13 protein-coding genes are annotated in these 18,638 nt (G+C 68.4%); 8 read left to right on the top strand and 5 right to left on the bottom strand.

Annotated features, from left to right (window positions below; all coding sequences use genetic code 11):
- Positions 1-177: 177 nt before the first annotated feature.
- On the top strand, positions 178-444 hold the full coding sequence (locus tag OC373_RS15740) for a YcgL domain-containing protein (RefSeq protein WP_261998038.1): 267 nt from the start codon (positions 178-180) through the stop codon (positions 442-444).
- The gene (locus tag OC373_RS15735; RefSeq protein WP_261998037.1) at positions 437-3,772 is read left to right on the top strand and encodes an ankyrin repeat domain-containing protein; all 3,336 of its coding nucleotides are present in this window, start codon (positions 437-439) and stop codon (positions 3,770-3,772) included. Before OC373_RS15740 ends, OC373_RS15735 begins: the two co-directional genes overlap by 8 nt.
- Before the next feature lie 74 nt (positions 3,773-3,846).
- On the opposite strand, the gene OC373_RS15730 is transcribed toward OC373_RS15735, so the two are convergent.
- Complete coding sequence (locus OC373_RS15730; protein ID WP_070426201.1) at positions 3,847-5,652, bottom strand: monovalent cation:proton antiporter-2 (CPA2) family protein; 1,806 nt, start codon at positions 5,650-5,652, stop codon at positions 3,847-3,849.
- 345 nt (positions 5,653-5,997) lie between these two features.
- On the opposite strand from OC373_RS15730, the gene mgtE reads away from it, so the two are divergent.
- On the top strand, positions 5,998-7,368 hold the full coding sequence (gene mgtE / locus OC373_RS15725) for a magnesium transporter (protein ID WP_019185477.1): 1,371 nt from the start codon (positions 5,998-6,000) through the stop codon (positions 7,366-7,368).
- Positions 7,369-7,420: 52 nt separating this feature from the next.
- Positions 7,421-10,165, top strand: a complete 2,745-nt coding sequence (locus OC373_RS15720) for a bifunctional acetate--CoA ligase family protein/GNAT family N-acetyltransferase (protein WP_261998036.1) — start codon at positions 7,421-7,423, stop codon at positions 10,163-10,165.
- Positions 10,166-10,187: 22 nt separating this feature from the next.
- Here OC373_RS15720 and imm9 read toward each other — a convergent pair whose 3' ends face one another.
- Positions 10,188-10,655: an Imm9 family immunity protein gene (gene imm9 / locus OC373_RS15715; RefSeq protein ID WP_261998035.1), complete on the bottom strand. Its 468-nt coding sequence runs from the start codon at positions 10,653-10,655 to the stop codon at positions 10,188-10,190.
- A gap of 194 nt (positions 10,656-10,849) precedes the next feature.
- On the opposite strand from imm9, the gene OC373_RS15710 reads away from it, so the two are divergent.
- Positions 10,850-11,545: an alpha/beta hydrolase gene (locus OC373_RS15710; RefSeq protein ID WP_261998034.1), complete on the top strand. Its 696-nt coding sequence runs from the start codon at positions 10,850-10,852 to the stop codon at positions 11,543-11,545.
- Between the two features lie 127 nt (positions 11,546-11,672).
- Here OC373_RS15710 and dkgB read toward each other — a convergent pair whose 3' ends face one another.
- Complete coding sequence (dkgB, locus tag OC373_RS15705; protein WP_261998033.1) at positions 11,673-12,476, bottom strand: 2,5-didehydrogluconate reductase DkgB; 804 nt, start codon at positions 12,474-12,476, stop codon at positions 11,673-11,675.
- Between the two features lie 164 nt (positions 12,477-12,640).
- Entirely contained in the window at positions 12,641-13,855 is a 1,215-nt protein-coding gene (locus OC373_RS15700; protein ID WP_261998032.1) for an MFS transporter, read from the bottom strand.
- A gap of 127 nt (positions 13,856-13,982) precedes the next feature.
- Between OC373_RS15700 and OC373_RS15695 the strand changes: the two genes are divergently transcribed.
- A complete protein-coding gene (locus OC373_RS15695; protein ID WP_070426195.1) occupies positions 13,983-14,885 on the top strand; it encodes a LysR family transcriptional regulator in 903 nt (300 codons plus the stop codon).
- Between the two features lie 75 nt (positions 14,886-14,960).
- Here the strand turns inward: OC373_RS15695 and OC373_RS15690 are convergent, their stop codons facing one another.
- Positions 14,961-17,093 (bottom strand): methyl-accepting chemotaxis protein, encoded by a 2,133-nt coding sequence (locus OC373_RS15690; protein ID WP_261998031.1) that lies wholly within the window; start codon positions 17,091-17,093, stop codon positions 14,961-14,963.
- A 181-nt stretch (positions 17,094-17,274) separates the two neighbouring features.
- Between OC373_RS15690 and OC373_RS15685 the strand changes: the two genes are divergently transcribed.
- Together OC373_RS15685 and OC373_RS15680 are read left to right on the top strand one after the other, a co-directional pair.
- Positions 17,275-17,727, top strand: coding sequence for an Rrf2 family transcriptional regulator (locus OC373_RS15685; protein WP_261998030.1), 453 nt, complete (start codon positions 17,275-17,277; stop codon positions 17,725-17,727).
- Entirely contained in the window at positions 17,717-18,625 is a 909-nt protein-coding gene (locus tag OC373_RS15680; RefSeq protein ID WP_261998029.1) for an NAD(P)/FAD-dependent oxidoreductase, read from the top strand. The genes OC373_RS15685 and OC373_RS15680 overlap by 11 nt, the downstream gene beginning before the upstream one ends.
- Positions 18,626-18,638: the final 13 nt, after the last annotated feature.

Here is an 18,638-nt window from a genome sequence, read left to right as displayed (position 1 = left end):
CATCACAGCGGCATCGGCAGACTGCAGCGGCGCCCAGCTGAACGACATCACGACATTGATGAACCTGATGCTGTCGCGTGACGGAAAACCGACGGTAGACAGTGCACGTGGCTTTCACCTGTGCCGGCTTTCCTCCACAATCATTGTCATTAACTACCCTGGGCAACGCCCTGCGGCATGCAAGCCTACGTCTATAAAAGCCAACGCAAGCAGGACAGCTTCGTCTATCTCGCCGTTCGTGATGACTTCTCGGTCATCCCTGACGCGGTAAAGGCCTCGCTGGCGCCGTTCCAGTTCGTTCTCGAAGTGGCCCTGACTCCCGACCGTCGCCTCGCCCAGGTCGATGCCGCACAAGTGCGCCAGAACCTGACCGAGCGTGGATCCCATCTGCAGTTGCCGCCGCCTCCGTTGGCGCCGGTCAGGTTCCCGCGACGCAATGATTGAATCCCAACGCCCCCGCGCCGTCGCATCTGCTGCCGCCCTCGGTGCGCTGCTGGCCCTGGCTGCGGCCATCGGCGGCGTGCCCGGTGCCGTGTGCGCTGCGTTGGCCCAGCCGGCGTTCGCGCTGGCGGTCTCGTGGTGGCGCCGCACCCGCTCGCTGCAGCCGCTGCCGCAGGTGGTCCGTGAGGATGCGCCTGCGCTGCTGGCGCTGTGGGGGCTGGGCCCGCTGCTGCTGACCCTGCTGGTGGCCTGGCCGCTGAGTGCCCTGCACGACAGCGGCAGCCTGGCCGCCGCGCTCGGCGTGAGCGTGGCAGTCAGCGCCGCGCTGCTCGGGGTCTGGCGGACCTGGCCGCTGTGGAATGACGTGGAACGCAGCGAAGGCAGCCTGGCCCGTCACTGGCAGACCCTGGCCGGACGCGACCTGACCGCCTGGCGCGGGCTGGCCGTTGCTGCGCTGGTGGTGCTGGTGTGCGCGCTGGTGGTGCTGCCGGCGTGGCCGGGCCTGGTCTCGGCGGCGCTGCACTGGCCGGTCGCCGCTGCGGTGGTACTGCTGTCCCCGCTGGCGCACGTGCTGCTGCAGGCGATCGCCCCCGCATCGACCCTGAGCGCACCGGTACCGGCCGAGACCCGCGGTGACCGCGATGATCTGTTCGCCGACGCGTACGCCGAGCCCAAACCGCTGGAATCGATCAGCCTGCACGAACAGCAGCCGGCGCTGTACGACGCGGCGCGCAGCGGCCGGGTCGACCGTGCCCTGCAGTTGCTGCAGGCCGGCGCCGACCCGCACGGGCTGCCCGATCCGGCTTGGCGCGACCAGCGCAGCCTGGCCGTGCTGGCCGCGGTGCTGCCCGACCTGCGCCTGCTGCGCGAACTGATCGCGCGCGGCGTGGGCGTCAATGCCCCGCACCGTGGCATGACCCCGCTGCTGGCCGCTACCCGCGACAGTTGGCACGGTCGCCCCGAGGCGGTGATGACCCTGCTCGCCAATGGCGCCGACCCGCGCGCGGTGGACAGCGAGGGCAACACGCCGCTGCATCACGCGGCGCGCAGTTCCGATCCCGGTGTCGCCGCGCTGCTGCGCGATGCCGCCGCCGAAGTGGACGCGCTCAATGACGACGGCTGGTCGCCGCTGGCCGTGGCCTGCCAGGTCGGCAACTGGCGGCTGGCCAAGTTCCTGCTCGAACGCGGGGCCAAGACCGAGCCGGCCGAGGGCACGCCCGTGCTGCTGGCCGCGGCCGGCACTGAAGAAGACGACCCGGCCGGTGTGCAGCTGCTGCTCAAGCACAAGGCCCGCGCCGATGCGCGCGACCGCCAGCGCCGCAGTGCGCTGCACGAAGCTGCGCTGGCCGGCCATGTCGACATCATCGACGTGCTGCTGGCCGCCGGCGCCAACCTGGAAGCACGTGATGCACTGGCGCGCACGCCGTGGCTGGAGGCCGCGCGTGGTGGCCGGGCCGGCGTGGTCGAACACCTGCTGCCGCACCATCCCGACCTCAATGCGGTGGATGGCGAAGGCCGCAACGCGGTGCTGCTGGCCTGCATGGCCGACAACGTCTCGCCGCTGCTGGTGCGCCGCCTGCGCGACCTGGGCATCGCCGCCGACGTGGCCGATCCGCAGGGCCGACGCGCGGTGGACATCGCCGCCGGTGCCGGGCGCTGGGCCATCGTATCGCTGCTGGATCCGTCCTATCCGCTGCCCTCGGCGGTCAGCGATGGGCTGGTGATCTCCGGTGACAGCGATGCGGCTCCTGCGTCGCTGCCGGACCGCCCGCCGCTGGAACTGCTGCGCGAAGCACTGAGCTTCGGCAACGTCGAGGGCATGGCCGCCCTGGCCCGTCTGTGCGCGTCCGAAGAACTCGGTGCGCTGCTGCACGATGCCGAACTGGCCCTGGACCCGCAGGCGCTGGACTGGCTGCTGGCGCATGGTGCGGCCCCGGAAGTGCTCGATGCCTGCGGAGATACCCCGATGTTCGCGCTGTTGGCGCGCGGCATCGATGCGGTGCCGGCCCTGCAGGTGCTGCTGCGCCGCGGCCTCTCCCCGGCCGGTCGCGGTGGCCTGGCGCGCCTGCTGAGCGCCTGCGCCCAGCATGACCACGCCTCGCGTGGCCTGGAGCAACTTGCACTCGAACTGCTGGAACGCGGCGCCGACCCGTTCGCGCCGTCGCCGGCGGGCGACCCGCCGCTCTCGCTGGCCGTCCGCCTGGGCTGGCTGCGCCTGCAGCAGGCCCTGCTGACGCTGGGCGTGGACCGCGAAGCGCGCGACAGCCATGGCATGACCGCCCTGCATCTGGCCACGGCGCTCGCGCGCGAAGGCTCGATCAAACTGCTGGTGCAGCAGGGCGCCTCACCCGAAGCCCGCGCCGCCGACGGCCAGACCCCGCTGGGCGTGGCATTGTCGATCGGCCGCCGCGACCTCGCCGACTGGCTGGACTGGCGGGTGTGGCCGTTGCCCCGCCGCGCGCTGCGCGACGGTGACCTGCCGGCCGCTGCGATGGCCGGCGATGCCGATGCCGTGCGTCGCCTGATCGACCTGGGGTTCGGGGTCGATGCCGTCGACGCCCAGGGCTGCACTGCGCTGCTGCGCGCCGCTGGTGGCGGTCACCTGGCCGTGGTGGATCTGCTGCTGACCCGCGGTGCCAACCCGCAGCATGCCGCCGCCAGTGGCGCCACGCCGCTTTCGGCGGCAGTGAGCATGCGCCAGGTGGATATCGTCTCGGCGCTGCTCGATGCCGGTGCCGAACTCGAATACCGCCTGCCGGGCGGCGTCACCGTGCTGATGCTGGCCTCCGCACTGGGCCTGCCGGACATCGTCTCGCGCCTGCTCACCGCCGGTGCCAACGTGCACGCCGGCGATGCCCAGCAACTGGGTCCGCTGCACTGCGCGGCGCTGTACGGCTTCAGCGCGCGGGACCGTGCGCGTCTGCTCGCCCTGCTCGACACCCTGCTGCTGGCCGGTGCCGAACCGGACCAGGCCGCCGCCGGCTCGGTCACGCCGTTGCTGCTGCTGCTCGGCGCACGCGCCGAGCCGGGCACCGCCTGCGACGAGCAGATCGTGCTCGCTGCGGTGGAGCGTCTGCTGGACGAAGAGGTCTCGCTGGACGTGCGTGATCCGCGTGGCTTCGGTCCGCTGCATCTGGCGGCGCTGCACGGCCTGCCGCTGCTGGTGCAGCGCCTGCTGCGTGCCGGCGCCGATCCGGATGTACGCGACGCGCTCAACCGCAGCCCGCGCGAGATCGCGGTGATGCGCGGCTTCATCGACGTCGCTGGCGAATTCGAACCGCTGGTGCCGGGCGTCTCCTCGATGGCCCGGTTCCTGCGCGATAACGGCTGACTCCGCGGCGGGTAGTGCCGGCCGCTGGCCGGCAGCGGATCAATGATGCACGCGACGGTGCATCCGCAGGTTCATCAATGCTGCGGACGGTCGTCCGCGCCCTTCCCATCACTCTCCGCATCCGCCTCGAACAGATGCATCAGGTCCGCACGCGCATCGCGCGAGGTCTGGATCACGGCCGCTTCGTCGTCGTAGACCAGGTACTGATCGCGCAGGAGTTTTTCGTCGTGCTCTCGGAAGCGCTGCACATGGCTGCGTGCGGTCTCCACCGACATGCCCAGCGCGATCAGCATCCGTTCGCTCAGTTCCAGGCTGGTGCCGAACACCTCGCGGAACGGCTCGGCGGACATGTCCATCAGCCGCCACGCATGCTGGCGGTTGCGTGCGCGCACCAGCACCACCGCATCCGGATACATGCGCCGGATCAGCCGCGTGGCCCGCATGTTGGCGTCCGGATCATCCAGCGTGACCACGTACACGCGGATGTGTTCACCACCTGCGGCGCGCAGCATCTCCGGTCGGGTCGGGTCGCCGTAATAGAGTTTGTTGCCGAACCGGCGCAGGTCCGAGACCGTGTCCGGGTTCGACTCCAGCGCCACGAAGGGAATCTTCTGCGCGGTCAGCAGGCGCGCCACCACCTGGCCGAAGCGGCCCATGCCGGCAATCATCACCTGTGGCTGTACATCGTTGATGTCGACCTTGTCAGCGGGCTGGACGGGGGCCTTGGGTCCCTCGTCGCGACCCAGCAGGCGGATCAGGACGATCATCAGCAGCGGTGTGATCGCCATCGACAGACCCACGATCGCCACCAGCCGATCATGGTTGGCGCTGCCCAGCAGATGCGCGCGCTGCGCCTCGTTGAACACCACGAAGGCGAACTCGCCGCCCAGCCACAGCACGCTGCCCAGCAGTACCGCATGGCGGGTACGCAGCTTGGCCAGCTTGCCGATCCCGAACAGCAGGCCGAACTTCACCACCAGCAGGATCGCCACGCCGGCGGCGATCATCATCGGCTCGGCGATGATGCGGTCCAGGTCGATGCCCATGCCCACCGCGATGAAGAACAGGCCGAGCAGCAGGCCCTTGAACGGCTCGATCTGCGATTCCAGTTCGTGCCGGAATTCCGAATCGGACAGCAGCACACCGGCCAGGAACGCCCCCAGGCTGGGGCTCAGGCCGGCCTCCTGCATGAACCACGCGGTGCCCAGCACCACCAGCAGCGCAGTGGCGGTGAATACTTCGGGGCTGCGTGTACGCGCGATGATGTTGAACAACCGGCGCAGCACCGGCCGCCCGCACAGGATCACCACGGCCAGCGCGCCGATCGCGATCGCCACGTCGTTCCACTGCAGGGTGTCGTTGCGCGCACCGCCGAGCAACGGAATCGCGGCCAGCAACGGGATCGCGATCAGATCCTGGAACAGCAGGATCGCAAACCCGAGCCGCCCGTAATCGCTGTTGATCGCCTTGTGCTCGGACAGCAGCTGCAGGCCGACCGCCGTGGAGGACAGCGCCAGCGCGATGCCGACGATCAACGCACTCTTCCACTGGAAATGATCGAGCATCAGCAGGCTGCCGAGCACGAGGGCGCTGAGCGCCACCTGCAGCGCGCCGGCCCCGAACACCGAGCGGCGCATCACCTTCAGGCGGGCGGGGGACAACTCCAGGCCGATCACGAACAGCAGCATCACCACGCCGATCTCGGCGGCGCTGAGGATGCGGTCGGCGTCCTGCACGAAGCCCAGCCCATCGGGGCCGAGCACCACGCCGGCGGCGAGGTAGCCGAGCACCGCGCCCAGGCCGAGCTTCTTGAACACCGGCACCGCGATCACCGCGGCCAGCAGCAGCACCAGGGCCAGCTCGAGCGCGCCGCTATGCATGGGAGAACCTGCTCATGGGATCGTGTGCCGTGCGGGTGGAAAGCCTCCCCGGGGCAGCCGGGGCCCGTGGCCGGGGCCACGCGCCATTATGCGGCCGCGATGCCGGCCGAAGGCCACTGTTACCCGAACGGCGCGCTCCCCAAGGGTTGACCTGCGTCACACCCGGGTCCAGACTGCCCGCCGCTGCTGGCGTCCGCCGTCGGCAGTAAACCCATCCGGAGTCCCCAACCCATGTCCAGCGACAGTAGAAGTCGACCTTGCTCGACGCCAGCGATGGCGACCGCCTGACACGGGTCGGTTCGCCAGCGTTGGCGTCGCGCAATGCGATACCCACAGGCGAATACGATGAACCAGAAAGACCTGCTGCGCCCGGTGGCCGATGCCGCCTCCTTGAGCGCACCCCTCGATAATTTCAACACCGCCGATGCGGTGGAATTCCTCAACACGCTGAGCCTGTCGCGCGCCGCCGATACGCTGGCCGCGCTGCCGTTGCCGCGCGCGGTGAAGATGCTCGAGCAGCCCGAGCTCAACCGCGGTGGCGATCTGGTGGCGGCCATGCCGGTCGCCCGCGCCGCCGCCCTGCTCGGCCTGATGGCCGATGACCGCGCCACCGATATCGTCCACGAGCTGGACGAGGACGAGCGCGCGCGCCTGATCCCGCTGCTCAGCCCCGAGGCCCGCAAGGCGATCCAGCAGCTGCTCAGCTACCCGGCCCACACCGCCGGCGCCTTGATGACCACCGAGTTCGTCAGCGTGCCCTCGGACTGGACGGTCGGCCGCACCCTGCAGCACATCCGCGAGGTGGAGCGCACCCGCGAGACCGTCTACGCGATCTACGTGCTGGACCCGCATACCCGTGCGCTGGTGCAGGTCGTCACCATGCGCCGGTTGATCACCGGGCTGCCCGAGGAGCCCATCCTCGACGTCGCCCAGGTCAATCCGCCGGTGACGGTGGATGTGCAGCTGGACCAGGAAGAAGTCGCGCAGCTGATCCGCCGCCACGACCTGCTCGCGATCCCGGTGGTGGATGCGCAGCACCATGTGCTGGGCATCGTCACGGTGGACGACATCCTTGATGCCCTGATCGAAGAATCCACCGAGGACGTGCACAAGTTCGGCGGCATGGAAGCGCTGGAAAAGCCGTACATGCAGATCGGCTTCTTCGAAATGCTGCGCAAGCGTGCCGGCTGGCTGAGCGTGCTGTTCCTGGGTGAGATGCTGACCGCCAGCGCGATGCAGCACTACGAAGACGAGCTGGCGCGCGCGGTGGTGCTGACGCTGTTCATCCCGCTGATCATGAGCTCGGGCGGCAACTCCGGCTCGCAGGCGACCTCGCTGCTGATCCGCAGCCTGGCTCTGCGCGAGCTGCGCCTGCGCGACTGGTGGAAGGTGGCGCTGCGCGAGGTGCCGACCGGCATCACCCTGGGCGCGATCCTGGGCGTGCTGGCGATCATCCGCATCGTCTCCTGGCAGCTGCTGGGCCTGCATGACTACGGCGATCACTGGCAGCTGCTGGCACTGACCATCGGCGCGGCCCTGGTCGGTATCGTCACCTTCGGCTCGCTGTCCGGCTCGATGCTGCCCTTCATCCTCAAGCGGCTGGGCTTCGACCCGGCCAGCGCCTCGGCCCCGTTCGTGGCCACGCTGGTGGACGTCACCGGCCTGGTCATCTACTTCAGCATCGCCGCGATGATCCTGCGCGGCACCCTGCTTTAACAGGGACGGGGGTGGTTAATAACCACCCCCGTCCCTGTTACTGTCTGGTCGCATGAGCACCTACCACCTGCAAGCCGTCTTCCGCCCGCAGTCGGTCGCCGTGATCGGCGGCAGCCCGCGTGAACGCTCCGCCGGCCGGGCGGTGATGCGCAACCTGCGCGGCACCGGCTTCCCGGGCAAGGTGGCCTGGATCAATCCGCGGTACAGCGAGATCGACGGCATCCGCACCGTGAAGCGGCTCAAGGACCTGGATTGGGTGCCCGAGCTGGTGGTGATCACCGCCCCGGCCAGCATCGTGCCGCAGGTGGTGGCCACCGCCGCCGAGCGCGGCGTCAGCGCGGCGATCATCCTCACTGCCAACCTGGGCGAGGGCCCGGGCTCGCTGGCCGCACAGGTGGAAGCGGCGGCACGGCCCAAGGGCCTGCGCATACTCGGCCCGCACTGCCTGGGCGTGATCGCCCCGCACGCGCGCTTGAACGCCAGCATCGCCGCGCATTTCCCGCAGGCCGGCGATCTGGCCCTGATCTCCGAATCCAGCGCGATCGCAGCGGCCCTGGTGGAGTGGGGCGTGGCACGCTCGGTCGGTTTTTCCGCCGTGGTATCGCTGGGTGACACCCTGGATGTCGACTTCGGCGATCTGCTCGACTACTTCGCCACCGATTACCGCACCCGCGCGATCCTGCTCTACGTCGAGCACATCCGTGACGCGCGCAAGTTCATGTCGGCCGCGCGCGCCGCGGCGCGTGCCAAGCCGGTGGTGGTGGTCAAGTCCGGCCGTCATATCCGCATCAATCCCGATGCCGATACCCACGTACAGGCGCTGGCCAGTGCCGATGCGGTATATGGCGCGGCGTTCAACCGCGCCGGCCTGCTGCGCGTCAGCGCGCTGGACGAACTGTTCACCGCCGCCGAAACACTCGGCCGGCTCGGAACCTTCCCGGGCCGTCGCCTGGCGATCCTGAGCAACGGTGGCGGGGTAGGGCGGCTGGCGGTGGATCAGCTGCTGGCCCTGCGCGGCAGCCTGGCCGAACTGTCGCCGGCCACCGTCGCCCAGCTCGATGCGGTGCTGCCGCAGGGCTGGTCGCGCAGCAATCCGGTCGACATCGTGGTCGATGCCGACGGCGACCGCTACGCTGCGGCGATCGAAGCGCTGATGTCCGATACCGAGAACGACGCGGTACTGGTGGTCAACGTGCCGACGGCGTTCACCTCCTCGGCCGATGCCGCGCAGGCGCTGACCCGTACGCTGGGCCTGCGCCCGCGCCATCACCGCGACAAGCCGGTGTTCGCGGTGTGGCTGGGCAACGACGACCGCGCCACCGCCACGCTCAACGCCGCACGTGTGCCGACCTACCCGACCGAAGCCGAGGCCGTGCGCGGTTTCCAGCACCTGGTGCGCTACCGAGACGCGCAGGCCGCGTTGATGGAAACCCCGCCCAGCCTGCCCGAGGATTTCGTGGTCGATACCGCCGGCGCCCGCGCGCTGGTGGAGGCTGCGCTTGCCGCCGGCCAACAGTGGCTGGACCCGATCGCTACCCACCAGCTGCTGAGCGCCTATGGCATTCCGTCCGCACCGGTGATGCAGGCACGGGATGCGCACGAGGCGATGGACCTGGCCCAGCCGCTGCTGGAGCAGGGCGCCACGGTCGCGATCAAGGTGTTCTCGGCCGACATTCCGCACAAATCCGATGTGGACGGGGTGCGTTTGAACCTCAGCACCCTGCAGTCGGTGCATGCGGCAGCTACTTCGATCATCGCGCGCGCGCACGAGAAACGGCCCGATGCGCGCATCGATGGCGTGCTGGTGCAGCCGACCATCGTGCGGCCCAAGGCCCGCGAGCTGATCGCCGGCATCGCCGATGACCCGACCTTCGGCCCGGTGGTCGTGTTCGGCCGCGGCGGCACCGCGGTCGAAGTGATCGATGACAAGGCGATCGCCCTGCCGCCGCTGGACCTGCGCCTGTCGCATGAACTGATCGGCCGCACGCGGGTCTCACGCATCCTCAAGGCGTACCGCGATGTCCCGGCCGCCGACGAACGTGCAGTCGCGCTGATCCTGGTCAAGCTTGCCCAGCTTGCCGCCGACATCCCCGAGATCCGCACGCTCGACATCAATCCGCTGCTGGCTGACCGCGACGGTGTGATCGCACTCGATGCGCGCGTGGCCATCGAACCGTCGCGCAAGCTGCACAAAGGCCGCGGTCATCCGCGCTTCGCGGTGTTCCCCTACCCGAAGGAGTGGGAGCGCACCATCACCCTGTCCGACGGCGCGCCGGCGTTCGTACGCCCGGTCCGCCCCGAGGACGACGCGCTGTTCCGCGCGTTCTTCGCCCGCGTGACCGACGACGACCTGCGCCTGCGCTTCTTCCAGTCGGTGAAGCATTTCAGCCACGAGTTCATCGCACGCCTGACCCAGCTCGACTACGCGCGCTCCATCGCGCTGGTGGCGATCGACCCGCGCAGCGGCGACATGCTTGGCGCGGTGCGGCTGCACGCCGATGCGGACTACGACCGCGGCGAGTACGGCATCCTGATCCGCTCCGATCTCAAGGGCCATGGCATCGGCTGGCGGCTGATGGCGATCATGATCGAGTATGCCCAGTGGCTCGGCCTGAATATCATTGAAGGCCAGGTGCTGCGCGAAAACAGCACCATGCTGGCGATGTGCCAGAGCCTGGGCTTCAAGACGCGACTGGACCCGGACGATTCCACGGTGATGGTGGTGACCCTGCCTGTGCAGGACGTGCAGGTGCCGCAGGCGCCTGCATCAGGAGAAGCAACAAGTAACGCGTCATGAAACGGGAACGGCCCTCAGAGGCCTAGCTCTGAAACCGAATCCTCTGGGCATTGCAGGTAAATCCATGACGGAAGCCTTCATTGATTGCCGCCTTGGCACTTTCGAAGATGTAGTCATTCAGGTTGTCGTACTGCTCGAAGACCGGCTGCATGAGGTGAAAGGATCTTTCATTCAGTGGCTGAAAGAAGCCAGTCTTTACATTGGGTAGTCCGTAAGTTGCCTGGTCGCTATCTGGAACTGTCATCGATATGGATACTTCGAATTCCTTTTCCGACGGGTACCTTGCCGCACGTTTGAAAACGCCAATTCCACTAGTGGAGCGCATGCAAATGCTTATCAGCAATGCCCAGTGGTTCAGGTGATCCAGGTTGATCCTTGGCGTAATTTCGCTCAAGTGATCTATCAGTTTTCGCCTGATGGACTCTATTTCTACTTTGTCACCCAAGCCCGGAATCTCACTGTGAATCAGGAGTTTGACTGGCGTACTCACGGACGTTGATCCTTCCGATCTGGCTGTGAAGGTCGACTCGCATGCCCATGCAAGTTGCAGGAATGTGAGCTGTGCTGGCGAATGGCTGACGCAGAACAACGCGCTGTTGAATTCTTACCCTCCCGGCCCAACCCCGCAACGCTGCGTGTCGCAACCTACATGGTTGTAACGGTGGGAGAAGGCGACAATACGGCATGACCGATCGCCTCCCCCTGCTGCTGCTCCCCGGCCTGCTCAACGACGCTGAACTCTGGCGCGCGCAGATCGCCGACCTGTCAGATATCGCCGACTGCATCGTCGGCGACCAGACCCGTGGTGAGACGATGCAGGCGGTGGTCGAGGACGTGCTGGCCCAGGCACCGGCGCGTTTCGCGCTGGCCGGTTTCTCGCTGGGTGGGTTCGTGGCGCAGGCGATCCTGCGCACTGCGCCGGAACGCGTTCTGCGGCTGGCCCTGATCGATACCTCGATCCATGCCGACTCGCCCGAGCGTGCCAGGCAACGCCAGACCCAGCAGGCCAGCGTGCGCCTGCCCGGAAAATTCCACGGTTTCGGTGATACGTTGATGCGCAGCTACATCGACGCCTCGCGGCTGGAAGACGATGTGCTGGTGCAGCGCGTACGCGACATGACCGCGCGGCTGGGTGCGGAGGTGTTCCTGCGCCAGAGCGCCCTGGATCGGGTGGATGGCCACGACGTGCTGGCCGGGTACCGCGATCCACTGTTGATCGTATGTGGTGCGAACGACCGCATCACCCCGCTGGCAATCAGCGAGGAGATGCATGCGCTGGTACCGCACTCGCGCCTGGTGGTGCTGCCCGACTGCGGGCATCTGGCCCCGATGGAGAAGCCGGACGAGGTCAGCGCCGCAATGCGGGACTGGTTGCGGTGATGCCGGCCAGCGGCCGGCGCTACCCGATGATGCCCACGTCGTTGATCAGGCGCTGGCTCTTCCGGTAGGTGCCGACGGTTGGTCGGCACGCACCACCCACGCCCGACCCACGGTCGGGCGCTACCGATCAATCCCAGGCTGGCGCGATCGCTTCCGGATTGGCCAGGCGATGCCCGCGATCCAGCGTGGCGATCTGCGCCATGTCCTCATCGCTCAAACGCAGGTCGGCCGCGAGCAGGTTGCCGGCCAGGTTGTCGCGCTTGGTCGAGGACGGAATCACCGCAAAGCCCTGCTGCAACGCCCACGCCAGCGCGACCTGGGCCGGGGTGGCCTGGTGACGCTCGGCGATGGCCTGGATGACCGGGTCCTTGAGTACTTCGCCGTAGGCCAGGCTCATGTACGCGGTGACATGGATGCCCTGGTCCTTCAGGAACGCGATCAACGCGCGGTTCTGCAGGTACGGGTGGACTTCGATCTGGTTGGTGGCGATCGCCCCGGCCCCCAGGATCTCGATGGCCTGGCGGGTCTGGGCGATGGTGAAGTTGGAGATGCCGATCTGCCGGGTCAGGCCCTGCGACTTCGCCTCGGCCAATGCACCCAGATACTCGGCCATCGGCACGGCATCCTTCGGCGAGGGCCAGTGGATCAGGGTCAGCTCGACATGGTCGGTGCGCAGCTTGCGCAGGCTCTCGCGCAGGCTCTCCAGCAGCGCGTCGTGGTGGAAGTTGGCGATCCAGATCTTGGTGGTGATGAACAGCTCATCGCGGGCCACGCCGGATTCGGCGATGGCCTGGCCGACCTCGGCCTCGTTCTCGTAGATCTGCGCGGTATCGATGGCGCGGTAGCCGACGTCCAGCGCGTTGCGCACCGAATCGATGACGGTCTGGCCTTTCAGGCGGAACGTGCCGAGGCCGAATGCGGGAATGCTCATGGAAACTCCTTCATGGGGTGAGGTGCAGGCTACGCCGCGCACCGTAAAGCGACGGTAGAGCCGACCGTGGGTCGGCTGTGGTTGCGTGGAACGAATCGTTGCTCGTCTGTCACGTAGAGCCGACCGTTGGTCGGCTGCGGTCACGGGTCCGCGACCGGAATCCCTCAATGCGCACTCACGGCGATGCCTTCGGCGCGGTCGGCCACCCCATCGCGGCGGTCCAGGCGGCCGCTCAACGCGGTCAGGCCGAAGGCGCCCATCACTACCAGCGCGCCCAGCCACGGGGTGTGCATCAGGCCGAAGTGATCGACCACCAGGCCACCCAGCGAAGCACCGAGCGCGATGCCGATGTTGAAGGCGGCGATGTTCAGGCCCGACGCCACGTCGGCGGCCTGCGGAGCGAAACGCTGTGCCTGCTTGACCACGTACACCTGCAGCCCCGGCACGTTGCCGAACGCCACCGCGCCCAGCGCCAGCACGGTCAGCAGCACCAGCCAGGTGTTGTAGGCGGTGAAGGTGAGCACGAACAGCACGGCCGCCAGCAGCGCGAAGATCAGCTTCAGTGCCGGGATCGGGCCGAGGCGGTCGGCCAGGCGGCCGCCCCACAGGTTGCCGATCGCCACCGACACGCCATAGACCAGCAGTACGCCGCTGACCGCATTGGCCGAGAAACCGGTGACGTCCTGCAGGATCGACGCCAGGTAGGTGAACGACAGGAAGGTGCCGCCGTAGCCGAGCGCGGTGATCGCATACACCAGCAGCAGGCGCGGCTGCGCCAGCACCGACAGCTGCTGGCCGAAGGTCGCCGGCGCGCTGCGCTGCAGGTTGCGCGGCACGAACAGCAGGCTGCCGATCAGCGCGATCACGCCCAGCGCGGCCACCGCCAGGAAGGTCGCACGCCAGCCCAGGTGCTGGCCGATGAAGGTGCCCAGCGGCACGCCGGTGACCAGGGCCACGGTGAGGCCGGTGAACATGATCGCGATCGCGCTGGCCGCTTTCTCCTTGGGCACGACCGAGGTGGCGATGATCGAGCCGATCGAGAAGAACACGCCGTGCGCCAGGCCGGTGAGCACGCGCGCGACGATCAGCGAGCCATAGCCCGGCGCCATCCAGGCGATCACGTTGCCGAGCGTGAACAGCAGCATCAGCGCGACCAGCAGGGTCTTGCGCGGCACCCGTCCGGTCAGCGCGGTGAGCACCGGGGCACCGACCGCCACGCCCAGTGCGTACAGCGACACCAGCAGGCCGGCCGAGGGCAGGGTGACGCCGAGGTCGGCGGCGATCGTCGGAATCAGGCCGACGATGACGAATTCAGTCGTGCCGATGGCGTACGCACCCAGCGTCAGCGCCAACAAGGCCAAAGGGATACCACGGGACATGGACGGATACCGGTGGGGAGTGAGGCTGCGCAGTCTGCGCGCCGCACTCTTGCGGAAAAAGCGGCCTTCACGCCAATCACTGTTGCTTCATGGTCAATAATGGGCGGTCTCCCGCCGTGCCGCCGCCATGAAAACCACCCTTGATGAAATGCAGGCCTTCATCGCCGTGATCGACAGCGGGTCGATCACCGCTGCCGCCGAACAGCTGGGCCAGACCACCTCCGGTGTGAGCCGGGCGCTTGGCCGGCTGGAGGAGAAACTCGGTACCACGTTGTTGACCCGCACTACCCGTCGTCTGCAGCTGACCGAGGAGGGCGACGCGTTCCTGGCCCAGGCACGCGCGATCGTGGCCTCGGTGGAGGCGGCCGAAGAGCAGATCGCCGCGCGCCGTGAGCGACCGGCCGGGCGCCTGCGCGTGGATGCGGCGATGCCGTTCGTCCTGCACGTGATCGCCCCGCTGGTGGCCAGCTACCGCGCGCGCTATCCCGAGGTGGCGCTGGAGCTCAACAGCAGCGAGCGCTACATCGATCTGCTGGAGCGGCGCACCGATGTGGCGATCCGGATCGGGCCGCTGGCCGATTCCACCCTGCACGCGCGGCCGCTGGCCCACAGCCGGCTGCGCGTGATGGCCAGCCCGGCATATCTGGCGCAGCACGGTACCCCGCGCGACGTGGATGCGCTGGCGGGGCACACCCTGCTCGGCTTCAACGAGCCTGACTCGCTCAATCACTGGCCGCTGCCCGGGGCGACCGACGCGCTGCTGCACGTGCGCCCGGCGGTGGCGGTCTCCAGCGGCGAAACGCTGCGCCGGCTGGCGCTGGAAGGGGTCGGGATCGTCAGCCTGTCTGATTTCATGACCCACCGCGACCGCGAGGCCGGCGCCCTGGTGCAGGTGCTGCCGGATATCACCGTGGAGGTGCGGCAGCCGATCCACGCCGTGTACTACCGCAACACGGCGGTCTCGGCGCGGATCAGCTCCTTCCTCGATCACCTGGCGCAGGCCATGCTCGGCACGCCCTACGTCCGTTAGTGCCGGCCGCTGGCCGGCTCCCTCGCGATGCCCACTGCGTGCGGTTGCCGGCCAGCGGCCGTTACGACGGCTGCATCATGCCGCGCGCGCCAAGCCGCCCATCGCACCGCGCCCGGCATCCAGCACGAACACATCCACCGCCGCGTTCAGGGCCAGCGCCTGGTCTTCCATGCTGCGCGCCGCCGCTGAAGCTTCTTCCACCAGCGCTGCGTTCTGCTGCGTGGTCTGGTCCATCTGCACCACGGTCTGGTTGACCTGCTCGATCCCGGCGGACTGCTCCTGCGAGGCGGCTGCGATGTCGGCCATGATGTCGGTGACGCGCTGCACACTGCCGACGATCTCGCCCATGGTCTGCCCGGCCTGCTGCACCAGCGCGGCGCCGCTGTCGACATCGGTGACGGATTGATCGATCAGCCCCTTGATCTCCTTGGCCGCGCTGGCCGAGCGCTGCGCCAGCGTGCGCACTTCGCTGGCGACCACCGCAAAGCCGCGGCCCTGCTCGCCGGCGCGCGCCGCTTCCACCGCAGCGTTGAGCGCAAGGATGTTCGTCTGGAACGCGATGCCGTCGATGACGCTGATGATCTCGGCGATCTGCCGCGACGAGGCCTGGATCGCCCCCATCGTGGTGACCACCTGGCCGACCACCTCGCCGCCTTGCGAAGCGACCGAGGCGGCGTTGATCGAGAGCTGGTTGGCCTGGCGCGCATGCTCGGCGTTCTGGCGCACGGTGGAGGTGAGTTCCTCCATCGAGGCGGCGGTTTCTTCCAGGTTGGCGGCCTGCTGTTCGGTGCGGCGCGACAGGTCGCTGTTGCCCGCGGCGATCTCGCCGGCGGCGGTCTGGATCGACTGCGCGGCGTGCTTGATGTCGCCAACGATGGTGGTCAGCTGACCGGTGGTACGCGCCATGTCATCGCGCATGCGCGCGAACACCCCGTGGAAGTCGCCGTGCATGCGCGCGCTCAGATCACCTCCGGCGATCGCCTGCAGCACGCGCGACACTTCGCCCAGATCCTGCTCGGTGGTCTGCATCAGGCGGTTGAGGCCGCCGACCATCTCGCCGAAGTCGTGCTGGTAGCGTGCCTCATCGCCGCGCTGGCTGAAATCGCCCACGGCCGCTGCTGCCGCCAATCGTTTGATCTCGGCATTGATCGCACCGAGGTTGGCCTTGGCGGTATCCAGCGCCTGGGTGATCACCGCCTTCTCGCCGGGCAGGCGTTCCATGTCCACCGACAGATCACCGACCGCATAGTGGCCCATGATCTCGATCGCCCGCAGCTTCACCTGGATGTGGTTGGCGACCAGGGTGTTGGTGTCGCGGACCATCTGCCCATAGCCGCCCGGGAATGCCGTGGCGTCCATGCGGTAGCTGATCTCACCGGCGTCGTGGCGCTGGGCCATCGTCGCCTGCGCGGCCAGCACGCCCTTCAGGGTCTGGGTAACCTCGCGCATCGCGGTGCCAAGGCGACCGATCTCATCGCCGCTGCGCACCACCACCACATGCTCCAGATCGCCGCGCGCCACCGCGCGGGCCGCGGCTTCGACCGCGACCACCGGGGCGATCACCGCGCGCCGCAGCCACAGGGTGAGCACGGCCAGCAGCACCAGCGCCGCCAGCGCCGTGACCATGGCCGAGGCGACCAGCGCGGCGCGTGCGCGCTCGGAGGTTGCACTGGTCTCGTACTCGGCCCGTTCGCTGGCGCGCGCCGCCAGGGCATCCAGCGTGGCGCCCACGGCGCGGTCGGCGCCGCGCACCAGCGCGTCGCCGGCCTGGGTGTCATAGCCACTGGCCGCGAACGCCTCCAGCGCGCCGCGGTAGCGGGCCTCCAATGCGCGGTGCTCGGCCAGGAACCGGTTGGCCAGCGTGCGTGTCTGTTCATCGCGGCTGGTCGCCAGCGTGCCGGCCAGGGCTTCAATGCGGCGTCCTTCCGCATCGAACGCCGCCAGGTGGCGCTCGCGCAGCGCTTCATCGGCGCCGCGGATCAACACGTTCTTCCACTCCTGCACCTGCAGCCGGAACTCGCGCTGCAGCAGCTCGGCCTGCGCTTTGCGGGCGACCTCGACCGGCACCTCGGCCGACAGGTTCCGCCAGGCCGACCCCAGCCCGGCCAGGGCCGCCAGCACGATGATGACCAGGCCGAGCGACAGCGCGCCCAGCAGTTTGAATTGAAGACTCAGGGCGCGTGGACGCGCCGGTGCGGAGGACGTCATGAGAGATCAAAAGTAAGGAAGGGCGATGCGGTATCGGTCTGCCGGAGAAGGCCTGAAGTGCGACGCCAATCACGGTTACCGTTCCATTAAACGTTGTGACGATGGCGTGTAGATGAAATTTGCTCACATATGGAACAAAGCAGGACTGGACACCCTGGCTATATGTAACTATTGTTGTTACATGAAATCCAGTAACCAGTTTTCCGACGCGCTGCATGTGATGGCCCATCTGGTCGGCCAGGACGGCCCACGCACCTCCGAGCAGCTCGCGACCTGCCTGCCCACCCACCCCGTGGTCATCCGTCGCCTGCTGTCCGCCCTGCACAAGGGCGGTCTGGTGACCACGGTGCGGGGCCACGGCGGCGGCAGCCAACTGGCGCGGGCACCGGCGCAGATCACCCTGCACGACGTGTATGTCGCCATCGGTGCGCCGCCCCTGCTGCACACCGGTGCGCGCGAGACCGGGCGCGGCTGCCCGGTGCAGCGCGTGGTCAACGAGGCGCTGGACGCCAGTTACCGCCAGGCCCAGGCGCTGCTCGAGGCCCGCCTGCGTGACACCACCCTGGCCACGCTGGGCGAAGAATTCGCCCGCCACCTGGCCCACCACGCTGCAGGAGTTCCCCATGACGTTTGATGCGATTGTCGTCGGCGGCAGTTTCGCCGGCCTGTCCGCGGCCCTGATCCTGGCGCGTGCGCGCCGCGAGATCCTGGTGATCGACAGCGGCCTGCCGCGCAACCGCTTCGCCGCCCATTCCCAGGGCGTGCTGGGCCAGGATGGCATCGCCGGCGCCGAGCTGCTGCGCAACGCCAAGGCGCAGTTGTTGGACTACCCGACGGTGCGCTGGGTCAACGATACGGTCAGCACGGCCCAGCCGACCGTGGATGGTTTCGTGGTCGGCACCGCCAACGGTGACACCTGGGCCACGCGCAAGCTGCTGCTGGCCACCGGCATCGCCGATGAACTGCCCGAACTGCCCGGCCTGGCCGAGCGCTGGGGCCACAGCGTGGTGCACTGCCCGTACTGCCATGGTTATGAAATCGGCGGCGGCGCGATCGGCCTGCTGGGCGGGCATGAGAAATCCGCCACGATGGCCGCGTTGCTCGCGGACTGGGGCAACGTCACCCTGTTCGCGCACGGCATGACACTGGCACCGGAGGAACTCGCCGCCCTGCAGCACCGCGGGGTCGGCATCGAGCACGAGGCGGTGATCGGTCTCGAAGGCGAGGCACCGGCGCTGAGCGCTGCCGTGCTCGCCGATGGCCGCCGGGTCGAACTGCGCGCGCTGTTCGTCACCGCGCGCCAGCATATGGCGACCCCGCTGGTGGAACAGCTGGGCTGCGTGCTGGAGGACAGCCCGGTCGGCGTGCTGGTCCAGGTCGACCCGGGCAAGCAGACCAGCGTGCCCGGCATCTATGCCGCGGGCGATGCCACGCTGGTCGGCAACATCAGCCTGGCCAGTGCCGAAGGCGTGCGCGCCGGCGTCAGCCTGCACCACGCGCTGGTCGCCGAGGACAGCCGGGCCAGCCGATAAGGCGAGGGCGCTC

The organism is Stenotrophomonas sp. Ste96, from assembly GCF_024519495.1.
GTDB classification, from domain to species: Bacteria; Pseudomonadota; Gammaproteobacteria; order Xanthomonadales; family Xanthomonadaceae; genus Stenotrophomonas; species Stenotrophomonas bentonitica_A.
This window is presented reverse-complemented; position numbering and strand designations above follow the sequence as displayed.